This is a genomic window from Streptomyces sp. HmicA12, from assembly GCF_000373565.1.
Classification (GTDB): domain Bacteria; phylum Actinomycetota; class Actinomycetes; order Streptomycetales; family Streptomycetaceae; genus Streptomyces.
The window spans coordinates 429961-450290 of the sequence record NZ_KB891842.1 but is presented as its reverse complement, the minus strand read 5'-3'; the positions used below and the strand labels follow the sequence as shown (position 1 = coordinate 450290).

Here is a 20330-nt window from a genome sequence, read left to right as displayed (position 1 = left end):
CGCGGCTAGAGGGCGGCCGCGACCAGTTCGAGGCCGTCCGCCACGACGCGGCCGTCGTGCAGGACCGTGCGGTCGGTGCCGCGGTCCATGACGGCGCTGCTCGGCGTCTCGCCGTCGACGAGCAGCAGATCGGCGCGGTCGCCGACCGCGAGACCCGGCCGGTCGGTGACTCCGGCGAGGTGCGGCACGTCGTGGCTCATGATCGAGGCGCCGCCCATGGTGGCGACCGCGAGGGACATCTCGATGTGGTCGTCGCGGCGGAAGTTGTTGGTGAAGGCGAGCTGCCAGGTGCGGTCGAGCAGGTCGCAGTTGCCGTACGGGCTCCAGTAGTCGCGCTGCCCGTCCTCGCCGAGGCCGACGCGGACGCCCGCCTCGGTGAGCTGGACCAGGGAGAGCTGGTTGCGGGCGGCGGGGGCGACGGTCGCCATGGCGATGTCGAGCTCCGCGAACTCCTCGATGAGACGGCGGCTGGTGGACTCGTTGACCGAGCCGAGCTCGTAGGCGTGCGACATGGTGACCTTGCCCTGCATGCCGAGCGCGCGGACCCGCTCCAGGATCAGGTCGGTCGAGAAGACGCCGAGCTCGCCGGGCTCGTGCAGGTGGATGTCGACCTCGACGCCGTACTTCTCGGCGAGCCCGAAGACGACGTCGAGGTGGCCCTTGGGGTCGCGGTCCAGGGTGCAGGGGTCGATGCCGCCCATCACGTCGGCGCCCGCCTTGAGCGAGGCCTCCAGGTACTGCTCGGTCCCCGGCTCGCGCAGGATGCCGGCCTGCGGGAACGTCATGATCTGGACATCGGCGAGGTGCCCGTACTTCTCCTTGGCGGCGAGGACGGCCTCGAACTTCTCCAGCTTGCAGTCCACGTCGACCTGCGCGTACGTCCGCACCCGGGTCGTGCCGCGCTCGATCATGCGGGCCAGCGTGCCGGCGACCCGCTCGGGCAGCGGGACCTCGGCGTCGCGCCAGTTCTCGCGGTCGTTCATCATCATCGTCCACACGCCGGGGCCACCGGTGTGCGGGCGGAACGGCAGGCCGATGCGGGTGGAGTCCAGGTGGACGTGGACGTCGCTGAAGGAGGGCAGGAGGAGCCGGCCGCGGCCCTCGACGACCTCGCCCGCGGGCGTGGCGGCCGGGTCGTGCGGGCGGATCGCCGCGATGCGGGTGCCGTCGAGCTCTACGTCGCTGCGGTCGCCGCCCCAGGGGCGGACGTCACGGATGAGCATGTGGTGCAACTTCCTTACGTTGTCGGTCGATGGGTGGGTCAGTGAAGTGCGGCGACGGCCCGGTCGCCGAAGTGGCAGGCGGGTCCTTCGTCGCTCGCCACGGCCGGCACCTCCCCCGCGCACCGCGCCTGCTCGGCCTCGCCGAGGGTGGGGCGCAGCGGGCAGCGCGTACGGAACACGCAGCCGGACGGCGGGTTCGCGGGCGTGGGCAGGTCGCCGCTGAGCCGGATCCTGCGGCCCCGGTCGGCGTCCGGGTCGGGCTGCGGGACGGCGGAGAGCAGGGCCCGCGTGTAGGGGTGGCGGGGGTGGTCGAAGACGTCCCGGGTCGCGCCGCTCTCCATGACCTTGCCGAGGTACATGACGGCGACCCGGTCGGCGAAGTGCCGTACGACGGACAGGTCGTGGGCGATGAAGAGGTACGAGACGCCGGTGTCGGCCTGGATGTCCTGGAGGAGGTTGACGACCTGGGCCTGGACGGAGACGTCGAGGGCGGAGACCGGTTCGTCGCAGATGATGAGGCGCGGTTCGAGAGCGAGGGCGCGGGCGATGCCGACGCGCTGCTTCTGGCCGCCGGAGAACTCGTGCGGGAAGCGGTTGTAGTGGTCGGGGCGCAGGCCCACCCGGTCCATCAGTTCGCGGACGCGCGTCTTGATCCCGCCGGGCGGTTCGATGCCCTGGGCCTGCAGCGGCGCGGCGATGGCGGCGCCGACGGTCTGCCGGGGGTTGAGGGAGGAGGTGGGGTTCTGGAAGACCATCTGGACCTGGCGGCGGTACTCCTGCGCCTCGGCCCGCTTCATCGCGCCGATGTCGCGGCCGTCGAGGCGGATGGTGCCGGAGGTCGGTTCGAGCAGGCGCATCAGGAGCCGGCCGGTGGTGGACTTGCCGCAGCCGGACTCGCCGACGATGCCGAGGGTCTGTCCGGCGCCGACGGAGAAGCTCACGCCGTCGACGGCCTTGATCGGGGCGCCGCCGCGGCCCAACAGGCCGCCCCTGCCCGGGAAGTGCTTGGTCAGCCCTTCGGCCTCAAGCAGCGGGGTCTGCTCGGTGGTGGTCATCGCGCGGCCTCCTCGGTGGTTTCCCCGGCGGTTCTCCCTGCGTCGAGGTTCTCCTGGTGGCACCGGGAGGGATGGTCGGCCGCGTCGCCGGTGACGAACGCGGGCCGCTCGCCGTGGCACAGGCCGTCGGGCACGAGGTGGGTCTGCGGACAGCGGTCCGCGAAGAGACAGCCGACGGGCAGGGCGGTGAGCGACGGCGGGAACCCGGGGATGGGGCGCAGCCGTTCGCTCTCGTCGCCGAGTGTCGGCATGGAGGCCAGCAGGCCCTGCGTGTACGGGTGGCGCGGGTCCCGGAACAGTTCGCGCACGCTGCCCCGCTCCACGCACTGCCCGCCGTACATGACGGCGACGTGGTGACAGACCTCGGCGACGACGCCGAGGTCGTGGGTGACGAGGACGACGGCGGTGCCGGTCTCCTGCTGCAACTCGCCGAGCAGGTCGAGGATCTGGGCCTGCACGGTGACGTCGAGCGCGGTGGTCGGCTCGTCGGCGATGAGCAGTTCGGGCTCGCAGACCAGGGCCATGGCGATCATCGCGCGCTGGCGCATGCCGCCGGAGAACTCGTGCGGGAAGGCGCCGGCCCGCCGCTTCGGGTCGGGGATGCCGACCCGGCCCAGCATGTCGACGGCGACCGCGAGCGCGGCCTTCCTCGACACCTTGTTGTGGACCCGGTACGCCTCGGCGATCTGCGCGCCGACGGTGTGGAAGGGGTGCATCGCGGAGAGCGGGTCCTGGAAGATCATGGCGATCTTCTTGCCGCGCCAGGTCCGCATCCGGTCCTCGGACAGGGAGTTGAGGTCGGTGCCGTCGAGCAGGATCTCGCCGGTGACCTGGGCCCTGCTCTCCTTGAGCAGGCCCATGAGGGCCTGGCTCGTGACGGTCTTGCCGGAGCCGGACTCGCCGACGATGCCGACGGTCTCGCCCCGGTTCAGGGTGAGGTCCATGCCGTTGACGGCGTGCACGAGCCCGTCGTCGGTGGGGAACGCGACGTGCAGGTCCCGTATCCGCAGCAGGGGTTGCTCGGTGGAGGTGGTCATCAGGCGGCCCTCACTCGCGGGTCGATGACGGCGTAGACGGCGTCGACGACGACGTTGGCGACGATGATGAAGAAGGCGGCGAGCAGGGTGATCGCCATGGTCACGGGCAGATCGCCGGCCTGCGCGGCCCGTACGGCGGTGAAACCGACGCCGGGCACGGAGAAGATCTGCTCGGTGAGGACGGCTCCGCCGAGCAGCAGCCCGATGTCGAGGCCCAGCATGGTGACGACGGGGGTCAGTCCGGCGCGGGCGCCGTGCCGGACGACCATCACGGTCTTCGACAGGCCCTTGGAGCGGGCGGTGCGCATGAAGTCCTCGCCGAACGTCTCCAGCATGGAGCTGCGGGTGACGCGGATGTACTGGGCGCTGAACAGCACGGCGAGCGCGACCCACGGCAGCAGATAGTTCTCGAACCAGCCGCCGAATCCGGCCGGGCCGAACGGCGAGGTGATCGCGTTGGTGGTGAACGGCAGCACGTCGAAGGTCGAGACGAAGACGAGCAGCAGAAGCAGTCCGGTGACGGGGATCGGCAGCGAGACGCCGATGGAGGCGGCGCCGACGATCACCTTGTCGGTGAGCTTGTTCTTGCGCAGCGCGGCCAGCGTGCCGAGGGTGACCCCGGCGACCGTCCACAGCACGATCGCGCCGACGGCGACGGAGACCGTGTACGGCAGGGCGCGTTCGAGTACGGCGGTGACGTCCTCGTTCGTCTGGAAGGACTTTCCGAAACAGGGCCACTGGCAGATCGATTCCGCACCGGGCGCGCCGACCGTCCGCCCGTGGAACAGGCCGGACATGTAGGTCAGGTACTGGGTGAGGAAGGGCTTGTCCATGCCGAGGGCGACGCGTGCCTCGGCGACCCGTTGCGGTGTGCACTCCTGTCCGCAGGCCGCGGCCGCCGGGTCGGCGGGCCCGAACTGGAAGAGGCTGAAGGTGACGAAGCTGATGACGATCAGCAGGACGACGGTGGCGCCGAGGCGCCGCAGCAGAAAGGCAGGCATGGTCACCCCTTCTTGGACACGACCGAGACGGTCGACAGGTCGATGGAGCCGAAGAAGTAACCGACTTGCGCGTTACGGATCCGGGATCCGACGACGCTGCGGGTGACGTTCCTGATCAGCGGGACGAGCGGGTAGTCCTGCATGCCGCGGTCGAAGAGCGTCGCCCACTTGCGGCCGAGCTCCTCGCTCGTACCGTTCTCGCCGCGCAGGGCGTACATGGCGTGGGCGAGCTCCGGGTCGTGGTAGCGGGGGATGTTGGAGAAGCCGAAGGACGTGCCGTCGACGCTCGGGCCCAGGTTCGGGTCGACGGTGGTGCGCACCGAGCCGCTGTCGGCGCCGCCGCACCAGCCGCTGCGGGCGATGTCCGGCATGTTCTTCCCGGCGAGCGTCGTGTAGTAGTTCGCGGCGGGGATGGCGCGCAGTTCGAGGTCGATGCCGATCTGCTTCAGGTTCTGCTGGAGCGAGGTGCCCATGTTCTTGTAGCGGGGCGTCGCGTCGGCGTATCCGTAGACGAGCTTCTTCGGGACGTCACGGCCCTTGAGCAGCTTCTTCGCCGCCGCCACCCTGGGCTGCCCGGACGGGTCGAGGGCGGTGTGCTGGGTGACGTAACCGCGCTGGTCGGGGTTGATGTACGACTGCGTGAGCTTGCCGAAGCGGGCGCCGCCGTACTGGAGGTGGATGGCCTTGCGGTCGATGGCGATGGCGATCGCCTCGCGCACGACCGGGTCCTTGATGGACTCGGTGTTGAAGTCGAGGACATCGGTGCAGCCGATGAGCCCGGAGGCGGTGCGCCGCGCGACGTCCGACCCGTCGAGCTTCGCCGCGTCGGACGCCTGCAGGCCGCCCGCGCTGTCGAGCGTGAGGGCCGTCGGGTCGGAGTCGGCGAGCAGCTGCTGGCTGATGGTCGACTGGGCGGTGGAGAGACTGAACGTGAAGGTGTCCGGCAGCGCGGTGCGGTTCGGGTCGGTCGCCGGGTCCCACTGCGGGTTGCGGACGAGCTGCATGGAGCGGCCGCGGTCGTAGTGCTTGATCTTGTACGGGCCGGTGGACACCGGGTGGTTGGTGTAGTCGAGCTTGGTGTCCTTCGCCCGGGGCACGGGCGCGGTGTTGGAGCGCGAGACGAGGGCCGGGAACTCGGCGAACGGCTGCTTCAGCTTGAAGACGACCGTACGCGCGTCGGGCGTCTCGATGCCCTTGAAGTCACCGGCGGAGCCCTTGGCGTAAGGGCCCTTGTAACCGTCGTCGGACAGCGCGGCGTTCAGTTCCTGCGGCGCCTGCGTGTACACGTCGCGGGCGTAGGTCCGCTCGACGCCGTACTTGACGTCCTTGGCGGTGATCGGCGAGCCGTCCTCGAACTTCAGCCCCTTCTTCAGGGTGTACGTCCAGGTGAGGCCGTCCTTGGAGACCTTGCCGAGGTCGGTGGCGAGGTCGGGGACGATCTTCGGCGGCTTGCCGGCCTCCTCCTTCGCCATGGTGAGGGTGCGGTAGTAGAGCTGGCCGACGTTGGCCGTCTGGACGTAGTTGCTGTTGCCCGGGTCGAGGGTCTGGAAGTCGGTGGACATGAGGACGTTGACGTTGCCGCCCCTGGTCGTGTCGCCGTCGCCGACCGTGACGGCCTCGAAGGCGTCGGCGGGGGCGCGCGAGCCCGCGTCGGGCGACGGCTTGGGGCCGCCGCACGCGCTGAGGGTGAGCCCGGCGGACACCGTCAGGGCGAGCACCGCCGTGGTGCGTCGATTCACTGCTGCTCCTGGATTTCCTGGTCGTGCCGGCCGGGCTCAGCCACGGGAGGACTTGGGGTCGAGGGCGTCGCGGACGGCGTCGCCGAGCAGGTTGAAGGCGAGGACCGTGATCACCAGCGCGCCGGCGGGGACGGCGAGGAACCAGGGGTCGGTCAGGTACCAGTTGCCGGCCTGGGCGGCGTTGAGCATCTGGCCCCACGACGGGGTGGGGTCCTTCACGCCGACGCCGAGGAAGGAGAGCGCGGCCTCGGCGGTGATGTTCGTGGGGATCATCATCGTGGCGTAGACGAGGACGACGCCCATGACGTTGGGGACGATCTGGCGCAGGATGATCGAGCGGTGCGAGGCGCCGTAGGCGCGGGCCGCCTCGACGAACTCCTGCTCCCTGATGGACAGGACCTGGCCGCGCACGACCCGGGCGAGATAGGCCCAGCCGAAGAAGCCGAGGATGATCACGAGCGAGGCGATCGGCAGCAGGCTGCCGTCCCCCAGCGCCGTGTCACCGAGCCGGGACTGGAGGATCGGGGTCAGCGAGAGCACGAGCAGCAGGTGCGGGAAGGCCAGGAACAGGTCCATGATCCGGCTGATCACCATGTCCACCTTGCCGCCGAAGTAGCCGGCGGCCGCGCCGAGCACGGTGCCGAGGACGACGGAGACGGCGGTCGCGAGCAGCGCGATGACCAGCGAGACCTGCGCGCCGTGCGCCATGCGGGCGAAGAGGTCGCGGCCGAGGCCCGGTTCGACGCCGAGCCAGTGGTCGACGGACGGGAAGCGGTAGTAGGGCACCGGCAGCCCGGGAGTGCCGTAGTCGTCGAGGACGTCCGGGCTCGTGCGGGTGGTGTACGGGTCCTGGCCCTCCAGGGCGGTGAGCAGCGGGGCGAGCGCCGCGAACAGGATCATGAGGATCACCACGGCGAGCGAGGCGAGGGCGATCCTGCTGCGCCGGATGCGCAGCCATGCCGTACCGAGCAGGGAGCGGGCGGCGATCGCGGGAGTGGTCGAACTCGCCTCGGGAACAGGCGAGTCGGGCACGTCTGCGGCGTCGGCGTCGGAAGGCGGCCGAGCGGGCAGCACAGGGGAATCCGTCACGTCGGGGAGGTCCATTCGGCGCTCGGGGGAAGGTTGGCCCGGACGGTATACCAAGAGAGCGGGCGGGCGGTAGGGGTGACCGGATTTTGGTATACCGAAGACTTCAACCGCCCTCGATAACGGGACAATTCACCGCCACCCGGGATCCGGGGTGCGCTGCCCCGAACTCGCCCTTCCCATCCGGTATACCAACTCGTACGATCACGATCACGGACCGTCGGACACCGTCGGGCGGTGACCGGCACACGTCCCAGGACAAAGAACCCCAGGAGGCAACATGCGCACCCGCTGGCGCGCCCGGCACATCCTCGCCCACCAGGGCGGCGGTCACGCGCTGCTGCGGGACGGCGAGGTGGTGTGGGAGGACGACAGGATCGTCTACGTCGGCCCCCGCTACGAGGGCGACGTCGACCGGGAGCGCGACCTCGGGGAGTCCCTGGTCATGCCGGGGCTCATCGACCTCGACGCACTCACCGACGTCGACCATCTCGTCCTCGACTCCTGGGCGGGCCCGGAGCGCGGCCCGGGACTGCAGTGGTCGCTGGACTACTTCACCCACCACCGCCACGACGTGTTCACCCCGCCGGAGCGGGCGACGATCCGCGCGTACGCCCTCGCCCAGCTCGCCCTGCACGGCATCACCACGTTCATGCCGATCGCCTCCGAGGTGCACAGCCGCTGGGCCGAGCCGTACGAGGAACTGGTCGACATGGCGCGGACCGCGCGCCGGATCGGGCTGCGCGGCTATCTCGGCCCGGCCTACCGCTCGGGCGTCAACGTCGCCCTGCCGGACGGCACCCGGGACGTCGCCGTCGACGAGGAGGAGGGCCGGGCCGGCCTGCGCGACGCGGTCCGCTTCCTCGACCGTCTCGCCGAACTCGACGACCCGCTGCTCACCGGCGTCCTGCTGCCCTGCCGCATCGAGACCCTCACCGAGGAACTGCTCGGCGAGACGGCCCGGATCGCACGCGAGCGCGGTGTCCTGGTCCGGCTGCACGCACTCCAGGGCCTGGTGGAGCGCGACATCATCCAGCGGCGGCACGGGATGACGCCGCTCGAACTCCTCGGCAAACACGGCCTGTTGACCCCGAACCTGCTGATCCCGCACACCGTCACCATCGACCGGCACCCGTCGGTGCACGGCGAGGACCGCGGCGACCTGGACCTGCTCGCCCGCAGCGGCGTCTCGGTGATCCACTGCCCGCAGACGTCCCTGCGCTACGGCGAGATGCTGCACTCGTTCCGCGCCTACCGCGCGGCCGGCGTCAACCTCTGCCTGGGCACGGACTCGTTCCCGCCGGACCTGATCCGCGGCATGGACGTCGGCGTGCACCTGGCGAAGATCGCCGAGCGGCGGTCGGACGCCGCGCCCGCCGAGCACTACGTCGAGGCGGCCACGCTGGGCGGCGCCCGCGCCCTCGGCCGCGACGACCTGGGCCGGATCACGCCCGGCGCCCAGGCCGACCTGGTCGCCTTCTCCCTCGACGACATCCGCGACGGGGTGCTCGACGACCCGGTGCGCACGTTCCTCCTCAACGGCACGGCACGGCAGGCGACGGACTCGGTCGTCGCGGGCAGCCCGGTACTGGTCGACGGCGGACTGCCCGGCATCGACCTGGACGCTCTGCGCCACGACGCGCAGGCCCTCTTCGAACGGATGCGCGCGGCGTACAGCGAACGCGACACCGAGCGGCGCGACACCGCCGCGCTCTTCCCACCGACGTTCCCCGCCTTCGACGCGTCCCGCGTTCCCGCGACGGAGGTAGGTGCGTGACGCTCGCCGAGGTGGCCGAACCGCCCGGCGCCTCACACGTGGAGCGCACCGAGGAGCTGATCAGGGCGCACGTCCACTCCGGGGCGTACAAACCCGGCGCGCGCCTTCGCGAACGCGAACTGGCGGAGGCACTCGGCGTCTCGCGCGTCCCGGTGCGCGAGGCCCTGATGCGGCTCGCCGCCGAAGGGCTCGTCGTCCTGGAGCCGCGGCGCGGCGCGCGCGTGCGCCGGCTCACCCTGCGCGACGTCGACGAACTCTTCGACCTCCGGCTGAGTCTGGAGGTGTTCGCCGCGCGACGGGCGGCCGAGCTCGTCGCGCGCGGCGGCGACCACGGCGTCCTGCGCAAGGTGATGGACGAGGCAGAGGCGGCGACCAGGCACGGTGACGCGGCCGGCATCGCGGCCGCGAACACGGCCTTCCACGCCGAGCTGATCACCATGACCGGCAACAGCCTGCTGCAGTCCTCCTTCCAGCCGTCGATGGGCCTGATGCACTGGCTGTTCCGGCTCACGGCCACCGAACGGGGCGCCGAGCAGCACTGTGCCGAGCACCGGCAGATCTGTGACGCGATCGGCGCGGGACGGCCGCGGCTCGCCGAAGCCCTCACGTTCTCCCACATCGACATCCGGCGCGAGCCCGTGATGCGGTCGCTGGCCGAGACGCTCCCGGCGGACTGACAGGGCGTTCGGTCCGCTCCCGGCGTCAACTCTGGGGTGCCGGCGCACTCCGCGGCGTACCCTTCGACGGGGGTCGGCGCCGTGATCAACGGCGTGCTCGCCCCCGCACGCCCAGGGGGAGGGATCAAGATGACGGACGCGGTGGCACAGCCGTGGGAATCAACGCTCACGTCGGTCGTGGTGCACGCGCGTGGCGCGGTGTGCCGGCGCCTGGCCCGCGGCGTCGTGGCGGCCGACGGCCGGGTGCGGGTGAGCGGGCTGCCGCGCGTGCTGGAGCCGGGCTCCCTGCGCGCCCAGGTGGTGGACGCCGCCGGTGTGCGGGTCGTCGAGGCCCGCGTCGTCGTCGAGGCCGAGCCGCTCGCGGCGGACGCTCCGCCGGAGCTGCTCCGCGAGGTGGAGCGTCTCGGCGAGGAGCGGCGGCGGGCCGAGGTCCGCCGGGAGCGCCAGACCCGGCGGATCGAGGAGGTCTCCGCGCTGCGCCCGGTCCCGCCGACGCGCAAGCGCGACGACCCGCACCGCCGCACCCCCGTCGACGCGTGGCTCGGGCTCGCGGAGTTCGTCGACTCACGGCTGGCGGCCCTGCACTGCGGACTCGTCGAGCTGGACGAGGAACTCCGCCGGATCGAGCACGAACTCGACATCGCCGGCGACCGCCTGGCGCGTGCCTCCACGGACACGCCGTCCACTCCGGTGCACACCACGGTCTCGGCCGACCTCACCGTGGCGGGAGCCACCGCGGCGGCCGTGGAGATCGCGGTCGAGTACCGGGTTCCGGGCGCGGTCTGGGCACCCTCGTACCGCCTGACGCACCATCAGGACGAAGGGGGCGGACGGCTGTTGCTGCGCGCCTCGGTCGCGCAGCGCACCGGCGAGGACTGGACCGGTGTGCGCCTCGGGCTGTCCACCGCGGATCTGCTGCGCCCCACCGGGGTGCCGACCCTGCGCTCGCTGCGGATCGGGCGCCGTCAGCCCGTCCCCGCGCCGTCCGGCTGGCGTGAGCCTCCCGCGGGGCTCGGCGACCTGTTCGCCGGGTACGACACGGCGGAGCGGCGAAGGCCGGCCCGTCTCGACCCGGGGGCCGTCGGTGGGTACGTGCCGGAGAGCCAGGGGTACGCGCCGGCGGGGGAGGTCGCCGGGGCCGCTTCCGACGCGCCCCGCGCCGCCCGTCCGCGCAGGGCTGCGCCTCCCTCGGCCGGCTCCGCTCCCCGGCCCGGCCCGGCGCCCGTGCCCGTCGGGGCTCCCCCGCCCCCTCCTCCCGCTTTCGGGGCTCCGCCGGCCCCCGCGGCGCCCGGCGGTGCGCCCGCCGCGCCACCGCCCCCGCCACCGCCCGGGCCGCCGCGCCCCAGCGCAGCCGAACTGGACTACGCGGACCTGGTCCTCGCCGGGCCCGACAGCCCGGGTGGCCGCCGTGGCCTGCTCGCGCCCGGGACGCCGGTCGACCCGGTGGCCACGGAGTACCGGCGCCGCGCCGAGTCGGTGAACTCGCTGGCGCTGCCCGGGCACGCGGTGCGGCCGCGCGAGTCGGCCGGATCCTTCGACCACCGGTACGACACGGAGGGCCCCGCCGACATCCCCTCCGACGGCACCTGGCACACCGTCACCGTCACGGAACTCCCGGTCGGTCTGCGCACCGAGTACGTCTGCGCGCCGTCCGTCGAGGAGACCGTCTACGCGACCCTCGTGGTCACCAACTCCACCGGTCAGGCACTGCTCGCCGGCCCCGTGGACGTCACGGTCGACGACGACCAGCTGCCGACGACGGCCCTGCCCACGCTCGCTCCCGGCGGCACCGGCCGCGTGGGACTCGGGCCCGCCGAGGCGATCCGCGTCGGCCGCCGCACCGAGCTGCGCGAATCCACCGCGGGGCTGCGGAACACGACCACGGTGCTCGACCACCGGATCCACGTGGAGCTGGCCAACCGGCTCTCCCGGCCGGTCACCGTCGAGGTCCGCGAGCGCGTTCCCGTCGCCTCCCAGTCGGACATCCGTGTCGAGGAGCGGGCCGGCTGGACGGCGCCGGAGCACGGCGACGACAGCGGCGAGCCGCACGCACCCGGCACCCGCCTGTGGCGGGTGGAGCTGCCCGCGGGCGGCACCGCCGAGCTCGACGGCGGCTACGAGATCCGGATCCCGGCCGCCAAGGCCCTCACCGGCGGCAACCGGAGGAGCTGACCCACCATGACCACATCCCTCGCCCCCGACGCGCCGCCCACCGTTCCCCTGCCCGTCACCGCGGTGACCTGCCTGGAGGACCGCGCCCACATCGAGCGCTCGACACAGCTCCAACTCGTCCCGGGTGTGCAGCAGTTGCGCCTCGGCCCGATCAGCGCCCTCGCCGTCGACCGCAGCCTGCACACCGAGCTCACGGGCGCCGACGCCACCGTCCTCGACGTGCGGGTGGTGCGGGCCTGGACCCCGCGCGGGCCCCGGCCGCCGGCCGACGACGACTCCCCGCTGCGCCACCACGTGCACGCCCTCGACGAGGAGCGGCGCACGCTGGAGCAGCGCCGCGACAGGAGCCGGGCGCGCCTCGACCTGCTCGGCAGGCTGGCCGCCGATCTGCTGCGGGAGATCGGCGAGGGCGCCGGCTACGGCGAGACCGAGCAGGAGCGCTGGGCCGCAGAGTTGGACCGGGTGGACGCCGAGCGCGCCACGCACGAGGACGAACTCGGCGTCACACAGAACCGTTTGACGATCCTGAACACCGAACTGCAGGAAGCCCGGCACGCGTTGGACCTCTCGGAGGAGGACCCGCCCGAGCTCACCGCGCACGTGGAACTGACGGTACGCGCCGCGGCCGCGGGCCCCGCCGAGCTGCGCCTGAGCCACCTCACTCCTTGCGCGTTGTGGCGCCCCGCCTATCGGGCGACGCTCGACGCGGGCGAACTGACCCTGCAGACCGACGCGATGGTGTGGCAGCGCACCGGCGAGGACTGGTCCGGCGTACGCCTGACGCTCTCGACCGCCCGCTCGGCGGCGGCCACCACCCCGCCGCGCCTCGTCGAGGACCGGCTGACGTTGCGGGACCGGTCGTCCGAGGAACGCTCCTCCGTCGCCGTCGAGTTGCGCGAGGAGGCGGTTTCCGACGTCGGCCCGAAGCAGGTGACCGGCCTGCCGGGCGTGGACGACGGCGGAGAAGTACGCGTCCTGCGCGCCCCCGATCCGGCCTCCGTGCCCGGCGACGGCCGCGCCCACCGCGTCCCGCTCACCGCCGCCTCCTCGCCCGCGCACAGCGAGTACGTCTGCGCGCCCGAGCTCTCCCCCTTGGTGACCCAGGTGGTCCGGTTCACCAACACCACCGGCCACGCCCTGCTCGCGGGCCCGGTGGACCTGATCCGCGGCAGCGGCTTCACCGGCCGCGGCACCCTGGACTTCACGGCTCCCGGGGCCGCCCACGAGCTGGCGTTCGGCAGTGCGGACACGTATCGGGTGACGCGGGAGACGGAGGAGTCCCGGCACACGACGGGCCTCAGCCAGCGCACCCGGATCACCCGCACCGTCCGCCTGCACCTGTCCCGCTTCTCCGGGCCGGGCGAGACGGACGACCGTGTCATCACGCTCCGCGAACGGATCCCGGTCTCCGAGGTCTCGGAGGTGGAGATCCGCCTGCGCAAGGACGCCTGCTCCCCCGCCCCCGACAGCCTCGACGCCGAGGGCATCGCCCGCTGGGACGTCTCGCTGCCACCGGGCGGGCGGCGCACGGTGACGCTGGTGTACGAGGTGTCGGCGAGCGGGAAGGTCACCGGACTGTCCGACGCCTAGGGGCGGCTACAGCGCTTGCCGACGGTGTCGGCCGGAGGCCTCCGCGTCGGCGGCTGCCTCCGGCCCCGGCGTCACCGCTCGTCGCGCAGGCCGGCCGCCAGCTCCGCCAGCGGTTCTGCCTCCCCCGTGTGGCCGAGGGAGGTCAGGTGGGCGACCGCCGCGTCGAGGCGGGTGAGCGCGGGGGCGGTGCGCTCCAGGTACATGCCCTCGACGACGCCCGCGAGGCGCACGCACTCGGCCCACTCGCCGAGCTGACCGTGCCCGGGGGCCGGTCCGCCGAGCAGGCCGAGCGCCTCCTCCAGCGCCGTCAACGACGCCTCATAAGCACCGGCGTAGGCGTTCACCCTGCCGTGTTCGTAGGCGAGGGCGGAGTCCAGCGGCCGCCCCTGGGCCGTGTACCCGGCCGCGCGGGCCTCGTCGGCCACCCGGCCGGCGTCGGCGAGCACGGCGAGTGCGGCGTCCAGGCCTTCGGCGCCCTGGCGATGGGCCTGGAGGCGGGCGAGTTCGCGCAGGGTGCTGCTGATCTGCTCGTACCGCGGGGCCTTGGCGTGGGCGGCGAGGGCCTGGGCCGCGACGTCGCGTGCCCGGTCGAACTCACCGGCCTCGCCGAGGAGTACGGCCGTCTCCGCGGCGATCATGGCATGGCTGCCGGGGTCGTCGTCCCAGCCCTCCGACTCGGCGGCGAGGGCGAGGAACTCCGCCATGGCGGCCTTCAGGTCCTCCCCCGCGTGCAGGGCACGGGCGCGGGTGAGCCGCAGCTGGGCGGTGAGCCGGTCGTCCAATTCGCCTGCGGCGATGTCCGGTTCGGCCAGCACGGAGTCGAGGAGGGCGATGCAGTCCTCGACCCGGCCGAGGTCGAGGGTGAGGTTGGCGGCGTTGCTGTAGGCGCAGAACCCGTCGATCCGGCTGCCCGCGCGCAGGTGCAGTTCCGCCGCCCGGATCAGGTGCGTCAGCGCCTCGTCGGGCCGGTCCAGGTGCAGGCAGGCCTCGGCCAGGTCGCCGTACAGGCGCCCGGGGTCGCTCCGGTCGGCGGGCCAGTCGGCGGCGAGCCGGACGGCCTCGGCCAGATTCGCGTGGGCGGCCTCGGCGTCCCGCAGGCCGAGCTGGACACGGCCGCGCAGGCCCAGGACGCGGGGCAGGTGCCAGGCGGGGCCGTGCGCGCGCACCCGGTCGAGCAGGGAGTCCAACTCGCCCACGGCGGCGGGCAGATCGCCGGACATGGCGTACGTGCTGGCCCGCAGGTGCTGGGCGCCGGCGGTCTGGCCGACGATGTCGTGCCGCGCGGCGAACTCCTGCAGGACCTCGATCTCCGCGAGGGCCGGCGGAACCTGCTCCTCGTCCTGCGATGCCTGAAGCCGCAGGACGAGCGCGGTGGCCCGCAGGCGGAGCAGGCGGGCCTCCTGGTGCGGGGTGAGCCCGTGGGTCTCCTCCTGCAGGCGCACGATCGAGGCGTGCGCGGCGGTCAGCCGGTCGGCCTTCGCCGACGCCGCGGCCTCCTCGCTCGCCTCCTCGCCCTTCTCGTCCTTCTCGTCGTCGGCCGACGACAGTTCGGCGGTGGCCAGCAGGACACAGGCGCGGGAGACGGCGGCTTCGCCGGGCAGGTCCGCGTCCTCGTAGAGTCCCGCCGCCTCTTCGTAGAGGTCGGCGGCCACGCGGTCGTCGTCCTTGTTCCTCGCCCGGTCCGCCTCGTCGATCAGCAGGTCGGCCCGCAGCTGTACGAGCGTGCCCACGGCCCGGTCGTCGGGGTGCGCGTAGTCGCGAGCGGCGACGAGGGTGCGCAGCCGCGCCCAGCAGGCGTCCGCCTCCGGATGCCCCTGCTCCTCCAACTCCCTCGCCCGCAGGATGAGTTCGGGCAGGCTCTCGGGAACGTCGACGGGTGCCGCGGCCGGGGCGACGGGTGCTGCCGGGGCCGCGTCCGCGAGGTCGCGCGGGCGCAGGGTCAGCTCCAGCGCGTCCAGGAGCGGGGCCCGGTCCAGGCGGGAGCGGCGTCGGTCGGCGTGGGCCGTGGTGCCGTTACGGGCGTCGAAACGGGCGGCGAGGTCGTCGGCGCGCCCGCGCACCTCGGCGCACAGCTCCGCCACGGTCCAGGCGCGGCCCGCGTACCCGGCGGTGGGGAGCTCGCCGTGGCCGAGGGAGTCGACGCGCCGGAGGAGGACTTCCAGGCCGGTGAGGAAGTCGAGCTGCTCCCGCGGATCGTCCACCTCCTCGAAGAGGGTGCGGTTCTCGGCGAGCAGTTCCAGGCCGCGCGCCTCGTTCCCGGTGAGCGCGCAGAACTCCAGGTGCCGGCCGACCTCCCCGGACATCGAGGGGTTGCGGCGGCAGGCGCGGTAGCCGGACAGGTGCAGTTCGCGGGCGCGGTCCACCCGGCCGGTGCGGAGCAGGGGCAGCAGGGCGTACGAGACCGAACGGGCGGGCTCCTCCTGGCAGGAGTCCTTCCCGACGAGGACGGGCTCCCAGGTGCGCAGGGCCCGCTCGTCGTCGCCCGCAGCGAGGTGGAACCGGGCGCGCTGGCAGATCTCGCACGCCTCGCAGTCGCTGAGGCGGTCACGGGTGCGGCTCGCCCACAGCTCGTAGGCGAGCGCGGTGTCCTCGCCGAGGTGCGCGGCGAGCTGGTACGCCTGGCCGTAGTAGGGCTGCAGGTCGAGGCCCGCCTTGGTGTACCGGTCGCGCATCTCGCCCAGCCACTGGCGCAGGCTGGTCAGCGGCACCTCGGGCAGTGCGAGCAGGGCGTTGGCCACCCACTTGAACCGCCAGAAGAGCATGTGCCGCAGGCGCTCGTCGAAGGCTTCGGGCTGCTCGTCGAAGAGGTTGAGGATGCGGGCGAAGACGACGGGCGACTTCCGGGGTTCGGAGCCGTAGGTGTAGGCCTCCTGGAGTTCGAGGAGGGCGCACACGAGCGCGGTGGTGTCCTCGAACTGCTCGGCGGTGTCGACGAGTTCCTCGGCGGTGACGGTGCGGGTGCGGCCGTAGGGGCGCCGGTCGTTCTCGTTCAGCGCGTCGTAGAGCTCGTCGGTGGACTGGGGTGCGGTCGTCGGCATCGTCAGCTGTCCTTGCGGAGGGCGTGGGCGAGGAGGTCGAGGAAGGAGCGGTTGATGAGGCTCGACTCGGCGGGCCGCAGGGGACGTCGGGAGAGCATCGCGGCCTGGCCGTAGAGGGCCTCGGCGCTGGTGCGGGCCAGCTCCGGCTCCTCGATGGTGACGGCGGTGCGGACCAGCGGGTTGAGCTGGTTGAGGATGAGCTGGGCGCGCGGCGCCTCCTGGCGCAGGGCGCCGAGGATGTCGCCCCACAGTCCGCCTTCCTGCTCGCGGGCGAGCTGGGAGCGGGTGCGCTCGTGCCGGGCCTCGCGGCTGTCGACGAGCAGGGCGGGCGCGGAGGCGGGCTGGAAGGTGCGCAGTGCGACGTCGCAGTCGAAGACGGCGAGGGCGTCGCGGGCCTGGCCGAGGTAGGCCGCGGCGGCCAGCTCCGTCTCCCGGTCGACGGGGTCGAGGTGGGCGGTGAGCGTCTCCGGGTCTAGGTCGGCGACGGTGGCCCCGGGCCTGATCTCGGGGAGCCGGTGGACGAGTTCGCGGTCGTACGTGTAGCCGCCGTTGACGACACCGAGCCCGGCTGCCGAGGCGATCGCGGCGACCTGCCGGAACTCTTCCACGCTCGATGTGACGAGGACGGTGCGGTGGGTGCGGGCGAACTCGTCGAGGGTGGCGTGCCCGTCGGTGGTCTCGAACGGCAGCCAGGGCAGCAGCATCCGCAGGATCTCGTCGTCGTGCACGGCGAGGGACTTCACGGCCAGGTGGTGGACCTGGAGGAAGCGGGCGAGCAGGTCCGGGTCGCCCGCGGCGGCCCTGGCGATCCAGGCGCGCAGCCGCTCGGCGAGGGCGTCGCGCACGGCGGCGAGGGTGTCGTCCTCGTACAGCGCCTCGCGCGACGCCGTCGGCCGCAGGCTCTCGGCGTCGACGACACAGCGGACGAAGAACGCCCAGTCGGGGAGGATCTCCTCGGCCTGCTCGGACAGCAGCATGCCCTTGACGTGCACGCGGTGTCCGTGGCGGCGTCCGGCCGGTACCGCCTCGGGCAGGATGCAGGCGATGCCCTTGAGGCCGACGGCCGGCAGGTCCAGCTCGATGGTGTCCAGGGGCGTGAACCCGAAGACCTCCTCCCCGTACGCGGCGAGGGCGCGGGCCCGTGCTCCCGGCGTCGGGTGCGTGATCGCCCAGGGGGCGGGTTCGGGGTTGACGGGCACGGCGAGGCCGCTCGCGCTGCCGTCGTCGAAGGTCACCGGGTGCCGCAGCAGCGATCCGAAGTGCCGAGAAAGGGCGTGCACTTGGCCCGGTCGGGTCCATTCGGCCGCGTCGGCGCGGGGCGTCAGCGTGACGGTCGTACCGGGCCTCGGGCGGGCGGAGGCGGGCAGGGTGCGGACGGAGTACGAGCCGTCGCCGCGGCCGCGCCACTCGACGGCGGGCGCGTCGGGTGTGCGGGCGGAGCGGCTCAGTACGTGGATCTCGTCGGCGACCAGGAAGCAGGAGAGCAGTCCGATGCCGAACTGGCCGATGAAGTCGGCGCGTTGCTCGGCGATCCGGTCGGCGCGCTTGCTGCTGCGGCCGATCGTGGCGAGGAAGGTGTGCACATCGGCCTCGGTGAGGCCGACGCCGTCGTCCTCGACGCGCACCACCGAGCCGTCGGCGTACAGGCGGATGCCGAACTCCCCTGCGGGGGCGGCCGGTTGCAGGCCGTGCCGGGCGGTCAGCGCGTCCACCGCGTTCTGCAGCAGTTCGCGCAGGTATACGCGGGGGCTGGAGTAGAGGTGGTGGGAGAGGAGGTCGACGAGGCCGCGCAGGTCGACCTGGAAGGTGCGGTCGGTGGCGGCCGGGTGGGCAGCGGAGTCGGGCAGAGTCATCGGGCAGTCCGTGGTGGGGTGAAGGGGCGCGAGGCGCGGAGAGGGGCGGCGGGCGGGCTCAGACGTGACGCCGGAAACGGGCGTACGCCTTCTCCGGGTTCGACATGTACTTCCACGGCCACGAGGTGTAGGCGCCGTCCAGCTCGTGGAAGACGCGCCGCGCGGCGGTGCTCTCGGAGGCCAGCGCCAGGGCCATGGCGAACATGTTGAAGTCGGCCTGCCAGCCCGGGCGCCGCTCGTAGTCGGGGTGCAGGATGCTGCGCTGTGCCGCGTCCCTCAACTCGGCCTGGATCGCGGGGGTGTGGAGGCAGTCGTGCCGCTCGGACTCGACCCAGTCCTCGATGTGCGCCATGGCGATCACACAGCCGAGGCGATGCCCCTCGGGCGCGCGGGCGGCGGCCTCGCGGGCGAACGTCACGGCCTGCCCCGGCTCGCCGCCCCAGCGGGGCTGCAGCTGCGACACCCACTCGACGTGAACGTCCAGGTCGAGCGGGTCGCGGCGCAGGGCGGCGTCGAACCGCGTCTCGTTGATGTCTGCGCCGAGTGACATGCCGCGCCCCGAGGTGAGCAGTTGGCGCCACGGCGTGCCCCAGTCCGGCCGCAGCTCGGCGGCCTCGAACAGCTGCTCCTCGGCGATGTGGAGCCGCTCGTGGAAGATCTTCCACTGCTCCCTGGAGACATCCACGGCCCGCGCGGACGTCCGCGCGTCCCAGCCCCATTTGATGTGGCGCGCACCGGATATGAGCAGGGCCGTCGCCCGGTGCTCCTTGTCCCGCTCGACCGCGCGGCCGATCCACTCCTCCACACCGTCGAGCTCGGCGAGTTCACCGAGGACGAGGTGGTCCCGGCCCAGGTCGAAGGGGGCGAGCGCGTCCTTGACGGCGTCCCAGTCGCCCACGTCGGCCGCCTCGATCAGCGTGAGCACGCGCGCGTCGCCGAGTGCGCGCAGCGGGTACGTCTTGTTGCCGCGCCCCCGCGGGGCCGGCAGCACGTGCGGATCCGCCGCCGGTCTCTCCGCACTTTTCCCGAACAGCTTCCCCAACATGCCGCACCCTCCCCAGGTCCTGCGTAAATGTCGCAGCAGCATATGCGCCCCCACTGACACTCCCTTCGCAGGGTGCTCACGGGGGCTTCACACACCACCTGCGTATCCAGTGAATTCCAGGAACGCCCTTCACGGCAACGCGATATGCTGATGCAGATAGTGCAAGCCATTTGCAGAACTAGGAGGGTCATGGCTACTCGGGCGACCGACGCCGGGACGAACCAGAGCGTCGAACGAGCGGTGTCGGTGCTGCGCGCACTCGACTCCGGCCGCGCCGAGCTGCGCGTCTCCGACGTCGCCGAACTCACCGGCCTCGGCTCCTCCACCACGTCCCGGCTGCTGTCCACCCTCGAGCGCCTCGACATGGTCGAACGCGACCCGCTCAGCAACCTGTACCGGCTCAGCCTGGGGATCCTCCCGCTCGCCGCGACCGCGGCCAACCGGCACCCCGTCCACCGGGCCGCCCGGATGGTCCTCCAGGAGCTCGCCACCCGCACCGGCCTCGGGGCGAACGTCGCGGTCCGGCGCGGCACCGAGCTGATGTTCCTGTGCAACTTCGAGGGCTCCCGCGCCCCCAAGTCGTACACGCAGGCCGGGCACACCGCCCCGCTGCACGCCACCAGCATCGGCAAGTGCCTGCTGACCGGCCTGAGCCCCAAGGAGCGGCGCCGGCTGCTGCCCGAGCCGCTCGACGCGCACACCGATTTCACGACCACGAGTCACGATCTGCTCGACACCGAGATCGACTCCGTGCGGCGTTCCGGCTACGCCGTAGAGGCCGAGGAGCGCGCCCTGGGGCGCGCTTCGCTCGCGGCGCCGGTCCGTGACGCCTCGGGGGACGTCGTCGCCGCCATCTCCCTGTGGGGTCCCACGTCGGTGCTCGGCGACCACACCGAGGCCGACGGACAGCGGCAGGCCCTCACGCGTGAGGTCATCGAGGCCGCCGACGCCATCAGTCAGGCGCTCGGGGCGCTCTGAGGCGCGTATGGGGAAGGGGCCCTGCACAGGTCGTGCGACCTGTGCAGGGCCCTTCCCGC

The 20330-nt window shown here is 72.7% G+C and carries 14 protein-coding genes; 5 read left to right on the top strand and 9 right to left on the bottom strand.

Annotation, left to right across the window (positions count from 1 at the left end; genetic code table 11):
- Positions 1-5 precede the first annotated feature (5 nt).
- Genes B072_RS0134855 through B072_RS0134830 form a run of 6 tightly spaced genes read right to left on the bottom strand, consistent with a single transcriptional unit; the run spans position 6 to position 7159 of the window.
- Positions 6-1223 (bottom strand): amidohydrolase, encoded by a 1218-nt coding sequence (locus B072_RS0134855; protein ID WP_018534615.1) that lies wholly within the window; start codon positions 1221-1223, stop codon positions 6-8.
- Between the two features lie 38 nt (positions 1224-1261).
- Entirely contained in the window at positions 1262-2278 is a 1017-nt protein-coding gene (locus B072_RS0134850; protein WP_018534614.1) for an ABC transporter ATP-binding protein, read from the bottom strand.
- Positions 2275-3315 carry an ABC transporter ATP-binding protein gene (locus B072_RS0134845; RefSeq protein WP_018534613.1) on the bottom strand — a complete coding sequence of 347 codons (1041 nt, stop codon included), beginning with the start codon at positions 3313-3315 and terminating at the stop codon, positions 2275-2277. The genes B072_RS0134850 and B072_RS0134845 overlap by 4 nt, the downstream gene beginning before the upstream one ends.
- Positions 3315-4316: an ABC transporter permease gene (locus tag B072_RS0134840; protein WP_026246611.1), complete on the bottom strand. Its 1002-nt coding sequence runs from the start codon at positions 4314-4316 to the stop codon at positions 3315-3317. Before B072_RS0134840 ends, B072_RS0134845 begins: the two co-directional genes overlap by 1 nt.
- Positions 4317-4318: 2 nt before the next feature.
- Complete coding sequence (locus tag B072_RS0134835; protein WP_018534611.1) at positions 4319-6055, bottom strand: ABC transporter substrate-binding protein; 1737 nt, start codon at positions 6053-6055, stop codon at positions 4319-4321.
- 36 nt (positions 6056-6091) lie between these two features.
- On the bottom strand, positions 6092-7159 hold the full coding sequence (locus B072_RS0134830; protein WP_018534610.1) for an ABC transporter permease subunit: 1068 nt from the start codon (positions 7157-7159) through the stop codon (positions 6092-6094).
- 262 nt (positions 7160-7421) lie between these two features.
- Between B072_RS0134830 and B072_RS0134825 the strand changes: the two genes are divergently transcribed.
- From B072_RS0134825 to B072_RS0134810, 4 genes are all read left to right on the top strand, one after another.
- A complete protein-coding gene (locus tag B072_RS0134825) occupies positions 7422-8918 on the top strand; it encodes a chlorohydrolase family protein (protein WP_018534609.1) in 1497 nt (498 codons plus the stop codon).
- Positions 8915-9595 (top strand): GntR family transcriptional regulator, encoded by a 681-nt coding sequence (locus B072_RS0134820; RefSeq protein ID WP_018534608.1) that lies wholly within the window; start codon positions 8915-8917, stop codon positions 9593-9595. The genes B072_RS0134825 and B072_RS0134820 overlap by 4 nt, the downstream gene beginning before the upstream one ends.
- Positions 9596-9724: 129 nt before the next feature.
- Positions 9725-11767: a DUF4139 domain-containing protein gene (locus tag B072_RS0134815; RefSeq protein WP_018534607.1), complete on the top strand. Its 2043-nt coding sequence runs from the start codon at positions 9725-9727 to the stop codon at positions 11765-11767.
- Between the two features lie 6 nt (positions 11768-11773).
- Positions 11774-13357, top strand: coding sequence for a DUF4139 domain-containing protein (locus B072_RS0134810; RefSeq protein WP_018534606.1), 1584 nt, complete (start codon positions 11774-11776; stop codon positions 13355-13357).
- Positions 13358-13428: 71 nt separating this feature from the next.
- On the opposite strand, the gene B072_RS0134805 is transcribed toward B072_RS0134810, so the two are convergent.
- From B072_RS0134805 to B072_RS0134795, 3 genes are read right to left on the bottom strand one after another with little or no spacing between them, the layout of a single operon-like run.
- Entirely contained in the window at positions 13429-16395 is a 2967-nt protein-coding gene (locus B072_RS0134805) for a hypothetical protein (protein ID WP_018534605.1), read from the bottom strand.
- A 2-nt stretch (positions 16396-16397) separates the two neighbouring features.
- On the bottom strand, positions 16398-18248 hold the full coding sequence (locus B072_RS0134800; protein WP_018534604.1) for an HSP90 family protein: 1851 nt from the start codon (positions 18246-18248) through the stop codon (positions 16398-16400).
- A 58-nt stretch (positions 18249-18306) separates the two neighbouring features.
- Positions 18307-19293: a hypothetical protein gene (locus B072_RS0134795; protein ID WP_018534603.1), complete on the bottom strand. Its 987-nt coding sequence runs from the start codon at positions 19291-19293 to the stop codon at positions 18307-18309.
- Positions 19294-19482: 189 nt separating this feature from the next.
- Between B072_RS0134795 and B072_RS0134790 the strand changes: the two genes are divergently transcribed.
- Positions 19483-20271: an IclR family transcriptional regulator gene (locus B072_RS0134790; RefSeq protein ID WP_026246609.1), complete on the top strand. Its 789-nt coding sequence runs from the start codon at positions 19483-19485 to the stop codon at positions 20269-20271.
- The last annotated feature ends 59 nt before the right edge of the window (positions 20272-20330 follow it).

Excerpts from the sequence above, each read along its gene's own strand:
- B072_RS0134855 (WP_018534615.1), bottom strand. The coding sequence starts at position 1,223 with ATGCTCATCCGTGACGTCCGCCCCTGGGGCGGCGACCGCAGCGACGTA.
- B072_RS0134850 (WP_018534614.1), bottom strand. The coding sequence starts at position 2,278 with ATGACCACCACCGAGCAGACCCCGCTGCTTGAGGCCGAAGGGCTGACC.
- B072_RS0134845 (WP_018534613.1), bottom strand. The coding sequence starts at position 3,315 with ATGACCACCTCCACCGAGCAACCCCTGCTGCGGATACGGGACCTGCAC.
- B072_RS0134840 (WP_026246611.1), bottom strand. The coding sequence starts at position 4,316 with ATGCCTGCCTTTCTGCTGCGGCGCCTCGGCGCCACCGTCGTCCTGCTG.
- B072_RS0134830 (WP_018534610.1), bottom strand. The coding sequence starts at position 7,159 with ATGGACCTCCCCGACGTGACGGATTCCCCTGTGCTGCCCGCTCGGCCG.
- B072_RS0134825 (WP_018534609.1), top strand. The coding sequence starts at position 7,422 with ATGCGCACCCGCTGGCGCGCCCGGCACATCCTCGCCCACCAGGGCGGC.
- B072_RS0134815 (WP_018534607.1), top strand. The coding sequence starts at position 9,725 with ATGACGGACGCGGTGGCACAGCCGTGGGAATCAACGCTCACGTCGGTC.
- B072_RS0134810 (WP_018534606.1), top strand. The coding sequence starts at position 11,774 with ATGACCACATCCCTCGCCCCCGACGCGCCGCCCACCGTTCCCCTGCCC.
- B072_RS0134805 (WP_018534605.1), bottom strand. The coding sequence starts at position 16,395 with ATGCCGACGACCGCACCCCAGTCCACCGACGAGCTCTACGACGCGCTG.
- B072_RS0134800 (WP_018534604.1), bottom strand. The coding sequence starts at position 18,248 with ATGACTCTGCCCGACTCCGCTGCCCACCCGGCCGCCACCGACCGCACC.
- B072_RS0134795 (WP_018534603.1), bottom strand. The coding sequence starts at position 19,293 with ATGTTGGGGAAGCTGTTCGGGAAAAGTGCGGAGAGACCGGCGGCGGAT.
- B072_RS0134790 (WP_026246609.1), top strand. The coding sequence starts at position 19,483 with ATGGCTACTCGGGCGACCGACGCCGGGACGAACCAGAGCGTCGAACGA.